Genomic DNA, 18289 nt, shown 5'->3' with positions numbered 1-18289 from the left:
CGTTAATTAATTCTGAGTTGTTTTGATTATGCACCATGTTGTCTCAGCTACCACTAATCCCGCCAAAATTCAGGCAATTCTGCAGGCTTTTAACGAGATCTTCGGCGAAGGATCCTGCCATATTGAGTCCGTCGCCGTCGAGAGCGGCGTGCCGGAACAACCCTTCGGCAGCGAGGAAACGCGGGCTGGCGCACGAAATCGCGTCGCTAATGCCAGGCTCGCGCAGCCGGAGGCTGATTTTTGGGTGGCGATAGAAGCCGGGATCGATGAAGGCAGCACCTTCAGTTGGGTAGTGATTGAGAGCCGCCAGCAGCGCGGCGAAGCCCGCTCGGCAACCCTGCCGCTGCCGGAGGCGATCCTTGCGCAGGTTCGCGCCGGGGAAGCGCTGGGGCCGGTCATGTCGCAGCATACCGGGATCGACCAGATCGGCCGCAAAGAGGGCGCTATCGGCGTCTTTACCGGCGGCAAACTGACGCGCAGCAGCGTTTACCATCAGGCGGTAGTGCTGGCGCTAAGCCCATTCCATAACGCTATTTATCGTTAAGCAGCGTCTGTTCCAGCCACTGCCGTAGCTCTACCGGCGCCGATTTCAGGCTATTTGAGCCGCGAGTAATCGTAGCGATACCGGCGCCGAGTTCGTTTTTCAGTTCGCGCTGGCTCATCTCGCCGCGCAGCAGCTCTTCAATAATGCGCACCCGGGTACCCAGCGCTTCGCGCTCGTCGGGCGTCAGCATCAGCTGCAGTAACGGCAGGTGAAGATCCTCGGCGTAGGCCTGCTGCAACAACGCCACGAAGCGCAGCCACTCCTGATGACGTTGTTCGGCCACGGCCGCTGAATAGGGAGATTGTTGGGTCATGTTACGTCGCCATGTTGAGACGGGCAGCCAGGCTGCCCGTCGAATGTACTCTTCAACGAGTACAAAGAATAACATACTTCCGGACGATCAGTAACGCTGTTGCCATTCGGCGTCGCTCAGCAAGTTATCCTGCTTGCCCATAAAGTAGCGGTAATAGGCATCGTAAGAGAGGACGTTTTTTACGTACCCGCGGGTTTCCGAGAACGGAATACTCTCGATAAATGCCACCGCATCGATGCGCCCGGCGCTATTGCCCTGCCAGGTGCGTACGCGTCCTGGCCCGGCGTTATAGGCGGCGGAAGCGTAAATACGGTTATTACCAAACTGCTGGTAGACGTACTGCAGGTAGCTGGTGCCGATGTTGATATTGGTTTCCGGATCCAGCAGTTGCGATGGGCTGCTATAACCAGGAATGCTGAACATGCTAACGGTATGCGTCGCGGTGCCTGGCATAATCTGCATCAAGCCGCTGGCGCCGACCGGTGAACGCACTTTCGGGTTCCAGGCGCTCTCCTGACGCGCAATCGCCATCGCGTAGCTCTGCGGAATATCTTTGCCGCTAATGTAACGCGCGAATAGATCGTTGTACGCCAGCGGGAAGCGCTCTTCCAGCTGATCCCACAATTTACCGGCGATCGTCGCCTGTACGCTGAGATCCCACCAGTGTTGATCAAAAGCGTAACGCGCCAGCTGCGCCTGCTGCGATTTGGTCCGGCTGCTTACCAGATTCGCCCATTCGCTGCGCGCGGTGTTGTCCATGTTCCAGTACATCAGCTCGCGAACGCGCGCCATCTCAGGGCCGGAGGCCAGAGCCGGGTCGATAGTGCCGGAGGCTTTATCAATGCGGAAGGTGTACTCTTCGCCCAGACGTTGAGCGGCAACCATCGGATAGAAGCCGCGTTGCTGCATCAGCGAATGCAGGATGGCTTTCGCTTCGTCATCGCGTCCGCGCTCCAGCAGCAGATCCGCCTGCCAGTAGCGCCACTCGTCTTTCTCTTTCGCCTCCATCGGCAGACGCGCCAGCCAGGTGTTCAGCCCATGACGATCGCCGCTACCCAGCGCCATACGAACCCGGCGTTCCACCAGCGAAGTCGATTGTGAACGCATGATGGCGTCATCGCGCCACTCCGCCTGCGCTTCGGTCACATCGGTGCCCATCAGGCGCCAGGCGACAATATCGCGCAGCTCCTGGGTTTGATCGTCATTCAACTGCTGCGCCTGCACCAGCGACGGGATCATCAGACGGGCATTTTCCACATCCTGACGCGCGACGCTGGCAAAAGCGACCGCCGCCATCTGGCGGGTAAAGTCAGTGGCCCCGGTGGTACGGGCAAAGGTCATCACGCTATTGGGATCGTTGGCTAACGCCACCACCGCCGAAGCGATGCTCTGATAGTTTGAGGGCATCTGTTGAGCAAGCACGCGGACCAGGCTGGTATTACCGGCCTTCATCGCCAGGCGGATTCGTTCGAGATAGGCCAGCGGATCCTGCTGCCCGGAATCGCGCCACGCGCTGAACAGCGGATCGCAGGCATTTGGCTGGCTCTTGCCGGTCAGCCACAGCTCTTTCGCCCCGCTCCAGGCTTCCTGCGATTGGCCGACGCTAAGTTTGGCGTAGTAGTAGTTACACTGCGCTTCGGTTGTCGTCGGTTTATCCGGGCTGAACGCCAGCAAGCCGCGCCAGTCGGTGCGCCGCGCCAGCTCATTAACAAAGCGGGATTTCAAAGAACGCGCCGCCGGTAGCGTCGGATTCGCCGCAATGAAATTAGTGACCACCAGCGGCGGCTGGTTCATCAGGTCATCGGTGATTTGTCGATATTGCAGGTAGGGATACAGCGGATAGCTGCTGAGCGTAGGCATCAACTGATTGACGACATCCATCTGGCGGTTGTCCCACGCTTGTTTAATTTGAGCATAGCGGCTGCGCTGTTCATCCAGTGAATCCGCATGTGCCAGCTGGCTTAGCGTCAGCAGACTCACGCCGGCAGCCAGAAGACGCCATGCCGTAGTTTTGGCTTTTTCCACAAGCTCTTCCTCTAGTTTGGTGCATCACCGCGGCATCGTGCCGCTTCAAAAAATTCAGGTATTGCTTAGTTATGCTAATCAGACAACTGAAAACATGCCATGTCCTGAACATTTTTTTACGCTTCTGTGAATCCTGTCGCCTCGCTGGGATTACCGCGCGAAAAAGGCTACACTTCGCCTTTGAACTATCTATCAGAATAGAAAGAGGCGAAGTCCAACGTGGCTCAATTCGTTTATACCATGCATCGTGTCGGCAAAGTGGTTCCGCCGAAACGTCATATTTTGAAAAATATCTCCCTCAGTTTCTTCCCTGGCGCGAAAATCGGTGTTCTCGGTCTGAACGGCGCCGGTAAATCTACCCTGCTGCGCATCATGGCCGGTATCGACACCGAGATCGAAGGTGAAGCGCGCCCGCAGCCCGGTATCAAAATTGGCTACCTGCCGCAGGAGCCGCAGCTGAATCCGGAGCACACCGTGCGCGAATCCGTTGAAGAAGCGGTCGCCGAAGTGGTTAACGCGCTGAAAGGCCTGGACGAAGTTTATGCCAAATACGCCGAGCCGGATGCCGACTTCGATAAGCTTGCCGCGCAACAGGGCAAGTTCGAAGAGATCATCCAGGCGCACGACGGCCATAACCTGAACGTACAGCTGGAGCGTGCGGCCGATGCCCTGCGCCTGCCGGACTGGGATGCGAAAATCGCCACTCTTTCCGGTGGTGAACGCCGCCGCGTCGCGCTATGCCGCCTGCTGCTGGAAAAACCAGACATGCTGCTGCTCGACGAACCGACTAACCACCTCGACGCCGAATCCGTCGCCTGGCTGGAACGCTTCCTGCACGATTTCGAAGGCACCGTGGTGGCGATTACCCACGACCGTTACTTCCTCGATAACGTCGCTGGTTGGATCCTCGAACTTGACCGCGGTGAAGGTATTCCGTGGGAAGGCAACTACTCCTCCTGGCTGGAGCAAAAAGATCAGCGTCTGGCGCAGGAAGCTTCTCAGGAAGCAGCACGCCGCAAATCTATCGAGAAAGAACTCGAGTGGGTTCGTCAGGGCGCGAAAGGCCGTCAGTCTAAAGGCAAAGCCCGTCTGGCGCGCTTTGAAGAGCTTAACAACGTCGAATACCAGAAACGTAACGAGACCAACGAACTGTTCATTCCGCCAGGAGCGCGTCTGGGCGATAAAGTTCTGGAAGTCAGCAATCTGCGCAAATCTTACGGCGACCGCGTACTGATTGACGATCTGAGCTTCTCCGTACCGAAAGGCGCTATCGTTGGTATCATCGGTCCGAACGGCGCGGGTAAATCCACCCTGTTCCGCATGATGTCCGGCCAGGAACAACCTGATTCCGGCACCATCACGCTGGGTGAAACCGTTAAACTGGCTTCCGTCGATCAGTTCCGCGACGCGATGGACAACAGCAAAACCGTTTGGGAAGAAGTGTCCGGCGGCCTGGATATCATGAAGATCGGCAACACCGAGATGCCGAGCCGCGCCTACGTTGGCCGCTTTAACTTCAAAGGCGTCGACCAGGGCAAACGCGTTGGCGAGCTGTCCGGCGGTGAGCGTGGGCGTCTGCACCTGGCGAAGCTGCTGCAGGTCGGCGGTAACGTACTGCTGCTCGATGAACCAACCAACGACCTGGATATCGAAACCCTTCGCGCGCTGGAAAACGCCCTGCTGGAGTTCCCGGGCTGCGCCATGGTTATCTCGCACGACCGTTGGTTCCTTGACCGTATCGCGACCCACATTCTGGATTACCAGGATGAAGGTAAGGTTGAGTTCTTCGAAGGTAACTTTACCGAGTACGAAGAGTACAAGAAACGCACCCTCGGCGCCGATGCGCTGGAACCGAAGCGTATCAAGTACAAACGTATCTCAAAATAAAATACAAAAAGGCAACGCAAGTTGCCTTTTTTAGTGTTTGCTCCCTCTCCCATTGGGAGAGGGTTGGGGTGAGGGCTACAGCCCGCAGAGCCTCTACCCCTGCTCGCCCATCAGCTGCTTCACCAGCTCAACGCAGCGCAGGAACCGGGCGTCGTAGTCCGACTCTTCCACGTGCACGAACTCAATGTCGTTTTCTTTCAACAGCGATACCAGCAGCGTCTGAAACTCTTTGCGATCTACCGAACTACCGAGGCTACGCAGCCCATCGGCCACCCACGGCGTGTTGTTCTCCAGCAGGATCACCAGATCAAAGCGGTATTCATCGATTAACGCCTGCACGAACGGATGTTCGCGGCCTTCGTACTTCAGGCAGAAGGCCTGAGTGCTGACGAAGTCAGTATCGATAAACGCCACTTTATTGGCGTATTTCACCGCGAAATCAATGTACTGTGCGTGCCCCAGCGCGATTTTATCGTAATCGGAATACTGCAATGCCATTTCATCGCCGCCGAGGTGTGAAAAGACGTAATCGCGGCCATATTCCCAGGCGCTGGTGGTATTGAAGATATTGGCGAGCTTATTCACCAGCGTCGATTTACCGCTCGACTCGCCGCCGAGGATCGCCACCGTACGCACAAAGAACGGTTTGACCTCAGTCGGAATATATTCCCAATAGCGGAACGGGTTTTCGCGGATCTGGCCGCCGCTGATACTCATGAAGGTTCGCTTCGGATCGATAAGCACGGTTTCGATCCCCAGATGTTCCAGATACTGCGGCGCATCGGCCTCTTCTGAGGTATAAATCCAGTTTGGCTCGATTCCCTTTTCACTCATGAAGGCGCGGATCCCGCGGCTCCAGACGTCCCAACCGTGCGGGTACGGCTCCATCCCTTCTTCGTTGAAGGCGTGGATGCGAATATTTTTTTGATATTTAAAGGTTTGCAGCAGCCAGCGCAGACGATCGGGAACCGTCGGCTGTTGCGACATGGCGCTCTCTTCGAACAGCTCGCGGTCGCGAGTGTCGTCATAGCCCATGATGATATGAAGCTCATCGACCTGGCTACAGGCGCGCTGAATCAGGTAAATATGCCCGGTATGCAGCGGATAAAATTTACCAAAAACCACCCCGACGCTTTTCTGTTTGCGCGGGAATTCAAGGCCGAGGAAGCGGTGTAACGCTTCAAGCTTCTGGGCGCTCGGGCTTTTGATTTTCGCGTTTAATAGCTGACTGAGATAACCTTTGGTCATCCCGCTGGCTTCCGCCACCTGCTGCAGCGTACAACCCTTTTGCTTAATGGCGTTTTTCAGATAGTCGAATGACGACATAGTTTATGCGTGCCTCCTGCAAACTCGGGTTTGATACCCGTCATACCCTGAAGTATGACGGGTATCATTATAAGTCGTCAAAAACGCTCAGCGCATCGGCCAGTTTTTTCACGCCAAAGATTTGCATCCCTTCCGGCGCTTTTTTGGGCACATTGGCCGCCGGGACGATGGCGCGACGGAACCCGTGCTTCGCCGCCTCGGAAATACGTTCCTGGCCGCTTGGCACCGGGCGAATTTCACCGGCTAATCCGACTTCGCCAAAGACCACCAGATCCTGCGGCAACGGGCGATCGCGCAGGCTCGAAACCATCGCCAGCAGCAGCGCCAGATCGGCGCTGGTTTCAGTGACCTTAACCCCGCCAACCACGTTAACGAAGACGTCCTGATCGGCCATCTGCAGGCCGCCATGGCGGTGCAGCACCGCCAGCAGGATCGCCAGACGGTTCTGTTCCAGGCCTACCGCTACGCGACGCGGATTAGACATCATTGAGTGATCGACCAGCGCCTGGATCTCAACCAGCAGCGGGCGAGTACCTTCCCATACCACCATGACCGAGCTGCCGGAGGTGACTTCATCGCCGCGGCTGAGGAAAATGGCGGAGGGGTTGCTGACTTCGCGCAGGCCTTGCTCGGTCATCGCGAAGACGCCGAGTTCGTTGACCGCGCCAAAGCGGTTTTTATGGCTGCGCAACGTGCGGAAACGGGAATCGGCATCGCCGTCCAGCAGCACCGAGCAGTCAATACAGTGTTCCAGTACTTTCGGCCCGGCCAGCGAGCCATCTTTGGTGACGTGGCCGACCATCACGATCGCCACGCCGCGAGTTTTGGCAAAGCGCGTCAGATAAGCCGCGGTTTCACGTACCTGGGCCACGCTCCCCGGCGACGACTGGACATCAGCCATATGCATCACCTGGATGGAGTCGATGACCATCAGCTGCGGCTTTTCTTCATCGGCGATCTGGCAGATTTGCTCGATGCTGGTCTCCGAGAGCATATTCAGGTTCGCCGTCGGCAGCCCGAGACGATGCGCACGCATCGCTACCTGCTGCAGGGATTCTTCCCCGGTGACGTACAGCGTTTTCATCCCTTCGGCCAGCTTGCAGAGGGTTTGCAGCAGCAGCGTCGATTTCCCGGCGCCGGGGTTGCCGCCGATTAGAATCGCGCTACCCGGAACCACGCCGCCGCCGAGCACGCGGTCGAACTCTTTAAATCCGGTGGAGAAACGCGGCAGCGCCTCCAGGCTTATCTCCGACAGCTTCTGTACCTTCGACACGCCGGCATTACCAGCGTAACCTGACAGACGCTCGTTTCTCGCCACCTGCGGCGAGGCGGCGATGCGCATCTCGGTGATGGTGTTCCAGGCATGACAGGCGCTGCACTGCCCCTGCCAGCGCGGATAATCCGCACCACATTCATTACAGACAAATGCGCGTTTTGGAGCTTTCGCCACGTTAACCTCTTACTTTTGATTCATGCTGCCAGAGAGAATACAGAATACCCCCATCAGGTCAGCGTGGCGGATGGTGACTTCCGCCTGTTCATTGACTTTTGGTTTCGCATGATAGGCAATGCCGAGACCTGCCGCCTTGATCATCGGCAGATCGTTGGCACCATCGCCAATCGCCACGGTTTGCGCCGACGGAATTTCATATTTTTCCGCCAGTTTACGTAGAGTGTTGGCTTTATATTTGGCATCGACAATGTCGCCGATAACGTTGCCGGTGAGCTTCCCGTCCATAATTTCCAGCTCGTTGGCGAATACCGCGTCGAGATGCAGCTTATCGCGCAGGTATTCGGCAAAGAAGGTAAAGCCGCCGGAGGCGATGGCCACCTTCCAGCTCAGCGTTTCCAGCTTCAGCACCAGTTGGGTCAGCCCCGGCATCAGCGGCAGCGCTTCCCGCACCTGCAGCAGGATGTTCGCGTCGGCGTCTTTCAGAGTGGCGACGCGCTGGCGCAGGCTGGCGGTGAAGTCGAGCTCGCCGCGCATCGCGCGTTCGGTCACTTCCGAGACCAGCTCGCCGGTGCCGGCAAGCTTAGCGATTTCATCGATACATTCGATCTGAATCGCCGTGGAGTCCATATCCATCACCAACAGGCCCGGCGTGCGTAGATGCGGGATTTTTCCCAGCGGCGCGACGTCCAGCCCGGCCTCGTGGGCCAGGCGCGTGGCGCGCTGCGTCAGCGAACCCGCCAGGCGAATCACCTGATAATCCTCCACGACCCAGGAAGAGACGATGACCAGCGCCGCGCCGAGCTCGCGCTGCCACGCCGTCAGCCGACGTTTATCAAGACCGCGACCATACAGCAGCCAGCCGCTGCGCCCGGCGTGATAATCCAGCGGCATGACCTCGTCGCCGCTCAGGGAAAGCGGCAACCCAGGCCACAAGGAAACATCTTCGGGCAGGTCGCACCAGGTCAAACTGTTAGGCATTACGGCTCCACATCTCTTCATTCAGGCGAGGAAAATAACGCATGAGGCTACCTTGTAACCAGCGCTTCTGGCAACATTAAGCTGCAAATTTTCAAAGGTGGAATATGGTACGAGCAAAACTGAAATTCCGACTGCATCGCGCCGTCATTGTTCTGATCTGTCTCGCGCTTCTCGTCGCGCTGATGCAGGGCGCCTCATGGTTCAGTCAGAATAGCCAAAAGCAGCGTAATCCGCAGCTGGAAGAGCTGGCGCGAACGCTGGCGCAGCAGGTTACGCTGAACCTGGCGCCGCTGATGCGTAGCGAAACGCCCGACGAAAAGCGCATTACCCGCCTGCTGGAACAGCTGACGGATAAAAGCCGGGTGCTCGATGCCGGGGTATATGATGAACAGGGCGATCTGGTGGCTCGCTCCGGCGAAAGCGTCGACGTGCGCGACCGCCTGGCGTTGGATGGCAAAAAAGCCGGCGGCTACTTTAACCAGCAAATCGTCGAGCCGATCCTCGGCAAAAACGGCCCGGTCGGCTATCTGCGCCTGACGCTGGATACCCACACGTTGGCCACTGAGGCGAAACAGGTGGATAATACCACCAATATCTTACGCCTGATGCTGCTGTTGTCGCTGGCAATCGGCGTGGTGCTGACCCGCACATTGCTGCAAGGTAAACGTACCCGCTGGCAGCAATCGCCCTTCCTGCTCACCGCGAATAAGCCCGTCCAGGACGAAGATAAAGATTAACCAGACAAGGATATCCTATGCCGACGCTCCGCCTGTTGCTCTCCGACTCCTACGACCCCTGGTTTAACCTGGCGGTAGAAGAGTGTATTTTCCGCCAGATGCCGGCCACCCAACGGGTGCTGTTTCTGTGGCGTAACGCCGACACCGTGGTTATTGGCCGCGCGCAGAACCCGTGGAAGGAGTGTAATACCCGGCGCATGGAAGAGGATCACGTGCGGCTGGCCCGTCGCAGCAGCGGCGGCGGCGCGGTTTTCCACGACCTCGGCAATACCTGCTTTACCTTTATGGCGGGCAAACCGGAATACGACAAAACCGTTTCTACCGCTATCGTGCTGGCGGCGTTGAATTCGCTTGGCGTGACCGCGGAGGCCTCCGGGCGCAACGATCTGGTGGTCAAAACCGACAACGGCGACCGCAAGGTTTCTGGTTCAGCCTATCGCGAAACGATGGACCGCGGTTTTCATCACGGCACTCTGCTGCTAAACGCCGACTTAAGCCGTCTCGCCAACTATCTTAATCCGGACAAAAAAAAGCTGCAGGCCAAGGGCATTACCTCGGTACGCGGGCGCGTAGCGAACTTGGTTGAACTCCTACCGGGCATTACCCACCAGCAGATTTGCGAAGCCATTCAGGAGGCATTCTTCAACCATTACGGCGAACGGGTAGCGGCGGAAGTCATTTCGCCGGACAACACGCCGGATCTGCCGAATTTTGCCGAGACCTTCGCCCGCCAGAGCAGCTGGGAGTGGAACTTCGGTCAGGCGCCCGCTTTCTCTCACCTGCTGGATGAGCGCTTTAGCTGGGGCGGCGTCGAGCTGCATTTTGACGTCGAGAAGGGCCATATCACCCGCGCGCAGGCTTTTACCGATAGCCTGAACCCGGCGCCGCTCGAGGCGCTGGCGGCACGATTAGTCGGTTGTCAGTATCGGGCGGAAATATTACAGCAGCAGTGTGAGGCGCTGCTCGCCGATTTCCCGGAGCAGGAAGCGGAACTAAAAGAACTGTCGGCGTGGATGGCCGGCGCGGTGCGCTGATAAAAAAGCCCGCTGCGCTTAGCGGGCCTGGGAAACCGTAGGCCGGGTCAGGCGAAGCCGCCACCCGGCACAACAGGTCTTACTCTTTATCGCCCAGTAGTACGGATTCCAGCGCGATTTTGATCATATCGTTGAAGGTCGTCTGACGCTCAGCGGCAGTGGTCTGCTCGTGGGTACGGATATGATCGGAAACGGTGCAAATGGTCAGCGCTTTCGCGCCGAACTCCGCCGCGACGCCATAAATGCCGGCCGCTTCCATTTCCACGCCCAGAATGCCGTATTTTTCCATCACGTCGAACATAGACGGGTCCGGCGTATAGAACAGGTCAGCGGAGAAGATGTTGCCGACGCGCGCGTCAACGCCCAGCGCTTTGGCTGCGTCTACCGCGTTACGTACCATGCCGAAATCGGCAATCGCCGCGAAGTCATGGTCTTTGAAGCGCAGACGGTTGACTTTAGAGTCGGTGCACGCGCCCATGCCGATAACCACATCACGCAGTTTGACATCTTCACGTACCGCGCCGCAGGAGCCGACACGGATGATTTTTTTCACGCCGAAATCGGTGATCAGCTCTTTGGTGTAGATAGAGCAGGATGGGATACCCATACCGTGGCCCATCACGGAGATTTTGCGGCCTTTGTAGGTACCGGTGAAGCCCAGCATGCCGCGCACGTTGTTTACTTCACGCACGTCTTCGAGGAAGGTTTCTGCAATGTGCTTCGCGCGCAGCGGGTCGCCCGGCATCAAAACTACGTCAGCGAAATCGCCCATTTCTGCGTTAATGTGTGGGGTAGCCATCGTTTTATCCTTATATAAATTGTTCGAGCCTGATGGCGGCTACGCCTTGTCAGGCCTACAAAACGTATTCAAATACCCTAAGGATTTCGCGTTGTAGGAAGGCGACGAATTCGTGAATCCCCGGGAGCATAGATTAACTATGTGACCGGGGTGAGCGAATGAAGTCAACGCATCTACAGCGCGAAAGACAACGGGTATTACAGCATGTTTTTACCGTACGCCATCGGCGACGTACCAAAGTATGTCGCCAGCGTCTGGCCGATATCCGCGAAAGTTTCGCGGTGGCCTAACGAACCCGGCTTCACTTTCGGACCGTACACCAGCACCGGAATGTGCTCGCGAGTGTGGTCGGTACCGGTCCAGGTCGGGTCGCAGCCGTGGTCGGCGGTGAGGATCAGAATGTCGTCTTCCCCAACCAGCTCCATCAGCTCCGGCAGACGGCGGTCAAACAGTTCCAGACCCGCTGCGTAGCCAGCGACGTCACGACGGTGACCCCAGGAGGAGTCAAAGTCGACGAAGTTAGTGAAGACGATAGTCTCGTCGCCCGCTTCCTTCATCTCTTTGATGGTCGCGTCGAACAGCGCGTCCAGCCCGGTGGCTTTCACCTTCTTAGTGATGCCGCAGTTGGCGTAGATGTCGGCGATTTTACCCACGGAAACCACGTGACCGTTTTTCTCGTCGACCAGCTTTTGCAGCACGGTCGGCGCCGGCGGTTCGACCGCCAGGTCGTGACGGTTACCGGTACGCTGGAAGTTACCGGCTTTGTCGCCCACGAACGGACGCGCAATCACGCGGCCAATGTTATAGCCGCCTTCGGTCAGTTCTTCACGGGCGATTTCGCACAGCTCATACAGCTTGTCGAGACCGAAAGTCTCTTCGTGACAGGCTATCTGGAACACCGAGTCAGCAGAGGTATAGAAAATCGGTTTCCCGGTTTTCATATGCTCTTCACCCAGTTGATCCAGAATCACGGTACCGGATGAGTGGCAGTTGCCGAGGTAGCCCGGCAGGTTCGCGCGCTTAACCAGTTTATCCAGCAGTTCCTGCGGGAAGCTGTTTTCATGATCGCTGAAGTAGCCCCAATCAAACAGCACCGGCACGCCGGCGATTTCCCAGTGGCCAGACGGCGTATCTTTACCGGAAGAGAGTTCATGCGCCCAGGCGTAGGCGCCAACGACTTCGGCATTACCGTCCATACCGGCGGCAATTTTACCGGTAGAACCTTCATGCGCTTTCACCAGGCCCAGACGGGTCAGGTTAGGTAAATTCAGCGGGCCTTTACGACCATTGTCAGCTTCACCTTTGGCGCAGGCTTCCGCAATGTGGCCCATGGTATCGGCGCCCACATCGCCAAAGCGGTCAGCATCTTCCGTTGCGCCAATCCCAAAGGAGTCCAGCACCATAATAAATGCACGTTTCATCTTGTTCTCCATACATCATGCGCTGCAAAAAAGCGATCAGATCAGTATATCGCTACTTGGTGATTCGGCGATAGACCGTCGGTGTAATTTCTGGGGCTTGAGCGTCCAGTTTAATTGCCGCTTTCACGGCTTTGGCCGCTTCCTGCCAGCTGGATTCATCTTTCGCATGAATCACCGCCAGCGGACGTTCGCCATCGACTTTATCGCCAAGGCGCGCCATATCGGTAAAGCCAACGCTGTAGTCAATAGTATCGGAAGCCTGACGACGACCGCCGCCCATCGACACCACCGCCATCCCCAGCGCGCGGGTATCCATTTCAGAGACAAATCCGGCGCCTTCAGCATAGACGGCTTTGCTCAGCATTGCCGTCGGCAGGTATTTCGCATAGTTTTCGACAAAGTCGTTCGGCCCCTTCTGCGCCGCCACCATACGGCCAAAGACTTCGGCAGCTTTACCGTTATCCAGCACCGCCTGCAATTTCGCGCGCGCCTCGGCGTCATCCGCCGCCAGCTTGCCGGAAATCAGCATTTCCACACACAGCGCCATGGTGACGTCGTACAGGCGTGGGTTACGATATTCACCGGTCAGGAACTGCACCGCTTCGCGAACTTCAACGGCGTTACCCGCACTGGAGGCCAGCACCTGGTTCATATCAGTTAACAGCGCGGTCGTGCGCACGCCGGCGCCGTTGGAGACGCCAACGATCGCTTCGGCAAGCGCTTCAGAAAGCTCATACGTCGGCATAAAGGCGCCGCTGCCGACTTTGACGTCCATCACCAGCGCATCCAGACCTTCCGCCAGTTTCTTGGCCAGAATAGACGCGGTAATCAGCGGGATGGAATCCACCGTCGCGGTAATATCGCGGGTGGCATAGAAACGTTTGTCAGCCGGGGCGAGCGAGCTGGTCTGCCCGATGATCGCCACGCCGACATCTTTAATAATTTCGCGGAAACGCGCGTCGTCCGGGAAGATATCGAAGCCCGGGATCGCTTCCAGTTTATCAAGCGTACCGCCGGTATGGCCGAGACCGCGCCCGGAGATCATCGGTACGTAACCGCCGCAGGCGGCAACCATTGGCCCCAGCATCAGCGAGGTGACGTCACCCACGCCGCCGGTCGAGTGTTTATCGACGATCGGGCCGTTGAGGTTAAGGCTTTTCCAGTCGAGAACGGTTCCTGAATCCCGCATCGCCATGGTCAGCGAAACACGTTCCGGCATAGACATATCATGGAAGAAGATGGTCATCGCCAGCGCGGCGATCTGTCCTTCAGAGATAGTATTATCGCGGATGCCGTTGATGAAAAAGCGAATCTCCTCATCGCTTAATGCATGACCATCACGTTTTTTACGAATAATTTCTTGTGCGAGAAACACGGTAACCTCCCAAATGGTATAAATCGCCGGATGGCGGCGCGAGCGCCTTATCCGGCCTACAGGCATCAATTCGTAGGCCGGATAAGCGAAGCACCATCCGGCATATCAAGGGATTAGTAGCTGCTGGCGCTCTTACCGTCGCCGTGACCCAGGGCTTTCAGCAGGCTAGCCAACAGGCTTGATGCGCCGAAACGGTAGTGACGGGAATCAGCCCAATCGGCGCCGAACAGTTCATCGGCAATCGCCAGGAACTGCTGCGCGTCTTCCGCGCTGCGCACGCCGCCGGCAGGTTTGAAGCCAACGGTTTTCTCAACGCCCATATCGCGGATGACTTCCATCATGATGCGCGCGCTTTCCGGCGTCGCATTTACCGGCACTTTACCGGTCGAAGTTTTGATGAAATCCGCGCCCGCTTTAATAGAGATTTCAGACGCTTTACGAATCAACGCTTCTTCTTTCAGTTCGCCGGTTTCGATGATCACTTTCAGCAGCACATTCGCCGCCGCACAGGCTTCTTTACAGGCTTTCACCAGATCAAAACCAACCTGCTCGTTACCAGCGATCAGCGCGCGGTACGGGAAAACCACATCCACTTCATCCGCGCCATAGGCGATTGCCGCGCGGGTTTCCGCCAGCGCGATATCAATATCGTCATTACCATGCGGGAAGTTAGTCACCGTCGCGATACGGATGTCCGGCGTTCCTTGTTCGTTCAGCGTCTTACGGGCAATCGGGATAAAACGCGGGTAGATACAGACAGCGGCGGTATTGCCCACCGGGGTTTTCGCCTGATGACACAGCGCGATCACCTTCTCATTGGTGTCGTCATCATTCAGGGTGGTCAGATCCATCAGTTTCAACGCGCGCAGGCTGCTTGCTTTCAAATCAGTCATTTCATACTCCGACGGCGTATTGCCGGTTCAATAGTTTGTTCACCTTGCGAGCCTGTTACTATTGTAACAACCGCTCGCCATTACACTTCGACATTCATCACAGTTAATGAAAACTAATTACTAATTTGCATTACTGTAACGTGACATAACTCACAATTAACCATCGATTACCGCCAATCTACCGGTCATGTCCTGTTTAAGCATAATCGGCAAACCTAAGTTCTTATCGATGTTATTATTCTAACATATCAAAACGAATTATCTCGACGCCATGGCGCACAAATTGTGCAACCACTGGCCATAAATATACTTTCTAATTGAAATGTAATAGATTTTATATTTACAAAAAATGATGGGATTATCACACCCTGCCAGAGCCGGGGACGACTTTGCCCAGAAGGTGGGCCGTTAGAGAGTGAGCGCGGTAAAGAGGCTTTTGGTATTCGCCAGTAGCGCCGCTTCAATTTCCTGCGCCGGTTCCGCGCGCAGTTCACATAGCGCGTCAAAGACGCGGGCCGCCTGTTCCGGGCGGTTCGGCTGCCCCTGAAAACCATTGAGCGGCATATCCGGAGCATCGGTTTCCAGCAACAGCGAAGAAAGCGGCAGACGCGCCATAACATCACGAGTTTTGCTGGCGCGGGGATAGGTAATGGTGCCGCCGACGCCAATCTTATAGCCCAGCTGTACAAAACGTTCCGCCTGCTGCAGGCTGCCGGCAAAACCATGCACCACCCCGGCGCGCGGCAGGTTATGTTTTTTTAGCAACATCGCCAGCTTATCGTGGGTGCGCCGCGAATGCAGGATCACCGGCAAATCGTAACGCTTCGCCAGCCGAAGCTGCGCTTCCAGCAGCGCCTGCTGGCGATCGAATTGCGGATCGTCGCGGTAGAGATCGAGGCCAATCTCTCCGACGGCCACGAGTTTCGGATGACGCTGTGCAAGATAGCTTTCCAGTTGCGCTAATCCGCGGTCATCATGCTGTTCGATAACAATAGGATGCATCCCTAGCGCGGCATACAGCGGCTCGTGTTGCTCCGCCAGCGCCAGCACGCGAGCAAAGCGCGCGGCGGCTATCGACGGCACGATAATACGCCCAACGCCGGCCTGCGCCGCCCTCGCGATACTTGCGGGTTCATCCTCTGTAAACGGGGGAAAATCGAAGTGACAGTGGGTATCAATAAAGCGTAACGTCACGCCAGATCCTCGTTATTAAAGCTGGGGTCATTAGCCTGCGGCGCGGTGATAATCGCCTGTTGCGGCGTTTCGTTAGCCACCGGCAGCGGCGGCACCACCACCGGCGTCGGCCTTGCCACACGCGGCGCATGGCGTAACAGAGGCGGTTGCTCAGTCAGCAGTTTCCCTACCGTGGCAAGGAAGTAGCGGCCGCACTGGCGCCCGGTTTTATAATCTTCCAGCAGCGCCGGCAGACGGCTGCCAAGCGCCATACTGCGCAGCGGCCGCTGCGGATAAATTTCGAATATCCGCAGTTTACCCGGCGGTTTTTCAATAAACTGCTGCGTCGCGCGATAGGTGGTTTCGTGGTGCTGTACCAGGTTCACAAAAGGCTGCAGGCTGCTTTCTCCCAGCCAGCGTTCCATTCGTTTAAACCACTGCGGGGTGTAGAACATCTGCGAAGGGACGGTACGGATCACCACGATAGTCTGCGCGCCGCGGCGCGCCGCCTCCTGCACCGGGATCGCATCGCTGACGCCGCCATCGAGGTAGCTCACGCCATCCAGCAGGACGCCGCTACGGTAGAAGCCGGGAATGGCGCTGGAGGCGCGGATCAGGTCGAGCCAGGTCTGGCGGGTGGGGGAAAAATAGTTTGCCGTGTAGTCGTCACCGCGGCAGGCGCACATCCACAGCTCTTTACCCAGCGCAAACTGCTCCTCGGCATAGTTCATCGCCAGCGGCATTTGTTGCGAAGTGGAATCGACCAGCCAATCGAGATCGATAAGATTGCCGCCGCGAACAAAGCGCATCGGGTCGAAAAACTGCCTTGAGGTGGTATAACGCGTAATGACTTTGCGGGCGTAGCCCTGCTGATTACAGATATAAGCGGAGATGTTTTGCGCGCCAGCGGAAGTGCCAAGCATCAGGTCGAAAGGGTTAAATCCGGCGCGCATGAATTCGTCCAGAACCCCGGCTGTGAAAATACCTCGCTGACCACCGCCTTCGCACACCAGAGCAAGTTTGCCTGGACGGAAGGGTTTTACCGCTAACGGGGCAATATTGCCCAACGTCACGGGAATGCGCTGCCCCACCCTGCTTTCCTGTTTGTTTATTTTCTGTCATTAAAGTAACGCAAATTGTCGTCCCCTGAAACCGCAAAAGCCAGTCACATTGACTGGCTTTATGTAAGACGTTATGTCATCACTGCGCGGTTATTGATTCACGCCTTTCGGCATATCGCCTCTAGGGTCGTTTTCGACCGGTAAACAGGCTGACCAGGAAAATGATAATACCGACAACAAAGACGATTTTAGCCGCCCACGCCGCGGTACCCGCCAGACCACCAAAGCCCAATGCGGCGGCAATCAACGCGATGATCAGAAAAATAATGCCCCATCTAAACATACTGTTCTCCTTACCATATGATTAACGGTCGCTTTTCTGCGCGCTCAGGCCGCGCATACATCAACCCTGCGTACAACTCGCTCAGCGGTCTCGCCGCTGGCGAATATCTTTTAATGAATACCCTTACTGCACTTTAAGATCGTTCTTCACGCCCTTAACACCGGTTACCGCTTTGGCAATGTCTGCCGCGCGATCGACCTGCTTGCTGGATTCCAGCGTCCCGGAGAGATGAACTACCCCGTTGCTGGTCTCCACCGTAACCTTACGCGACGGAACGATATCGTCCGCCAGCAGTTTGGCTTTGACTTCGCTGGTGATTGCGGTGTCGCCAGCATAGCCCTTCAGGCTGGCTGATTTTTCCCCCGCCACGGTCAGCTTATCGCTTACCGAACTCACTCCTTCGACGCCTTTCGCCGCGCTGACGGCCTGTGATTTTTGCTCAGCGCTCTCCACGGTCCCGCTTAAGGTCACGACTTTGTTTTCCGTTTTCACCGAGATATCGGTGCTACGGATACTTTTGTCATCAATCAGCGCCGCTTTAACACGGGCAGTGATCGTGCTGTCATCCATAAAATCGCCAACCTTGTTGATCGACTTATCGACGCTTTCTCCGGCGCTGGTCGCGGCAGCCTTCGCGCTATCGGTTGCGGTGGTTTCCGCATAGGTCGAGGCGCTTATCAACGCTGAGCCTAAGAAGAGAGGCAGCAATAGCCTGGCGCTCTTTAGTCTGGTCATTGGTATGCCCTCACGATGTCTGCTTTGGTAAAACAAATGGCTATTTATTCAGCCAGGTTTCTGAAAAGTGCTTAATAAATATAGTAGATGAGCGGAGATGCGGCGGAGGGTTTGAATAAAAAAGCTACGATTTGCGCAGATTTAAGAACTTTCTATGGTAAGGATGAAGGCGGACAAAACGGGCTGGAGCGC

Annotated in this window: 17 protein-coding genes; 4 read left to right on the top strand and 13 right to left on the bottom strand. The window is 56.7% G+C overall.

Annotated elements, in window-relative coordinates:
- Positions 1-28 precede the first annotated feature (28 nt).
- Positions 29-544 (top strand): inosine/xanthosine triphosphatase, encoded by a 516-nt coding sequence (gene yjjX / locus PGR29_RS19610; protein WP_113374555.1) that lies wholly within the window; start codon positions 29-31, stop codon positions 542-544.
- Here yjjX and trpR read toward each other — a convergent pair.
- Positions 531-857: a trp operon repressor gene (gene trpR, locus PGR29_RS19605; protein WP_015368371.1), complete on the bottom strand. Its 327-nt coding sequence runs from the start codon at positions 855-857 to the stop codon at positions 531-533. The two genes, yjjX and trpR, sit on opposite strands and share 14 nt — an antisense overlap.
- An 87-nt stretch (positions 858-944) precedes the next feature.
- On the bottom strand, positions 945-2882 hold the full coding sequence (gene sltY, locus PGR29_RS19600; RefSeq protein ID WP_316425160.1) for a murein transglycosylase: 1938 nt from the start codon (positions 2880-2882) through the stop codon (positions 945-947).
- A gap of 219 nt (positions 2883-3101) precedes the next feature.
- Between sltY and ettA the strand changes: the two genes are divergently transcribed.
- Positions 3102-4769 carry an energy-dependent translational throttle protein EttA gene (gene ettA, locus PGR29_RS19595; protein WP_113374553.1) on the top strand — a complete coding sequence of 556 codons (1668 nt, stop codon included), beginning with the start codon at positions 3102-3104 and terminating at the stop codon, positions 4767-4769.
- A gap of 93 nt (positions 4770-4862) precedes the next feature.
- On the opposite strand, the gene nadR is transcribed toward ettA, so the two are convergent.
- The 3 genes from nadR to serB form a co-directional block, all read right to left on the bottom strand.
- A complete protein-coding gene (nadR, locus tag PGR29_RS19590) occupies positions 4863-6095 on the bottom strand; it encodes a multifunctional transcriptional regulator/nicotinamide-nucleotide adenylyltransferase/ribosylnicotinamide kinase NadR (protein ID WP_020079664.1) in 1233 nt (410 codons plus the stop codon).
- A gap of 67 nt (positions 6096-6162) precedes the next feature.
- Positions 6163-7545 (bottom strand): DNA repair protein RadA, encoded by a 1383-nt coding sequence (radA, locus tag PGR29_RS19585; RefSeq protein ID WP_015368375.1) that lies wholly within the window; start codon positions 7543-7545, stop codon positions 6163-6165.
- Between the two features lie 9 nt (positions 7546-7554).
- Positions 7555-8526, bottom strand: coding sequence for a phosphoserine phosphatase (gene serB / locus PGR29_RS19580; RefSeq protein ID WP_316425159.1), 972 nt, complete (start codon positions 8524-8526; stop codon positions 7555-7557).
- A 104-nt stretch (positions 8527-8630) separates the two neighbouring features.
- On the opposite strand from serB, the gene PGR29_RS19575 reads away from it, so the two are divergent.
- Positions 8631-9263 (top strand): YtjB family periplasmic protein, encoded by a 633-nt coding sequence (locus tag PGR29_RS19575; protein WP_015368377.1) that lies wholly within the window; start codon positions 8631-8633, stop codon positions 9261-9263.
- A gap of 17 nt (positions 9264-9280) precedes the next feature.
- Complete coding sequence (lplA, locus tag PGR29_RS19570) at positions 9281-10297, top strand: lipoate--protein ligase LplA (RefSeq protein ID WP_316425158.1); 1017 nt, start codon at positions 9281-9283, stop codon at positions 10295-10297.
- A 79-nt stretch (positions 10298-10376) separates the two neighbouring features.
- Here the strand turns inward: lplA and deoD are convergent, their stop codons facing one another.
- The 8 genes from deoD to osmY all read right to left on the bottom strand — a co-directional run bounded on the left by deoD (position 10377) and on the right by osmY (position 18097).
- On the bottom strand, positions 10377-11096 hold the full coding sequence (gene deoD / locus PGR29_RS19565; protein WP_002887789.1) for a purine-nucleoside phosphorylase: 720 nt from the start codon (positions 11094-11096) through the stop codon (positions 10377-10379).
- Between the two features lie 197 nt (positions 11097-11293).
- Positions 11294-12517: a phosphopentomutase gene (deoB, locus tag PGR29_RS19560; RefSeq protein WP_045395913.1), complete on the bottom strand. Its 1224-nt coding sequence runs from the start codon at positions 12515-12517 to the stop codon at positions 11294-11296.
- 52 nt (positions 12518-12569) lie between these two features.
- Positions 12570-13892, bottom strand: a complete 1323-nt coding sequence (gene deoA, locus PGR29_RS19555) for a thymidine phosphorylase (RefSeq protein WP_087858282.1) — start codon at positions 13890-13892, stop codon at positions 12570-12572.
- A 113-nt stretch (positions 13893-14005) separates the two neighbouring features.
- Positions 14006-14785: a deoxyribose-phosphate aldolase gene (gene deoC / locus PGR29_RS19550; RefSeq protein WP_015368381.1), complete on the bottom strand. Its 780-nt coding sequence runs from the start codon at positions 14783-14785 to the stop codon at positions 14006-14008.
- Between the two features lie 408 nt (positions 14786-15193).
- Positions 15194-15979 (bottom strand): metal-dependent hydrolase, encoded by a 786-nt coding sequence (locus PGR29_RS19545; protein WP_289578337.1) that lies wholly within the window; start codon positions 15977-15979, stop codon positions 15194-15196.
- Positions 15976-17049, bottom strand: a complete 1074-nt coding sequence (locus PGR29_RS19540; RefSeq protein WP_045395919.1) for a patatin-like phospholipase family protein — start codon at positions 17047-17049, stop codon at positions 15976-15978. The genes PGR29_RS19545 and PGR29_RS19540 overlap by 4 nt, the downstream gene beginning before the upstream one ends.
- Before the next feature lie 151 nt (positions 17050-17200).
- Positions 17201-17362 carry a DUF1328 domain-containing protein gene (locus PGR29_RS19535; protein ID WP_015368384.1) on the bottom strand — a complete coding sequence of 54 codons (162 nt, stop codon included), beginning with the start codon at positions 17360-17362 and terminating at the stop codon, positions 17201-17203.
- 123 nt (positions 17363-17485) lie between these two features.
- On the bottom strand, positions 17486-18097 hold the full coding sequence (gene osmY, locus PGR29_RS19530) for a molecular chaperone OsmY (protein ID WP_045395920.1): 612 nt from the start codon (positions 18095-18097) through the stop codon (positions 17486-17488).
- Positions 18098-18289 lie beyond the last annotated feature (192 nt).

Origin of the sequence: Klebsiella sp. 141203 (genome assembly GCF_032601985.1) — a bacterium.
GTDB classification, from domain to species: domain Bacteria; phylum Pseudomonadota; class Gammaproteobacteria; order Enterobacterales; family Enterobacteriaceae; genus Klebsiella; species Klebsiella aerogenes.
This window is presented reverse-complemented; position numbering and strand designations above follow the sequence as displayed.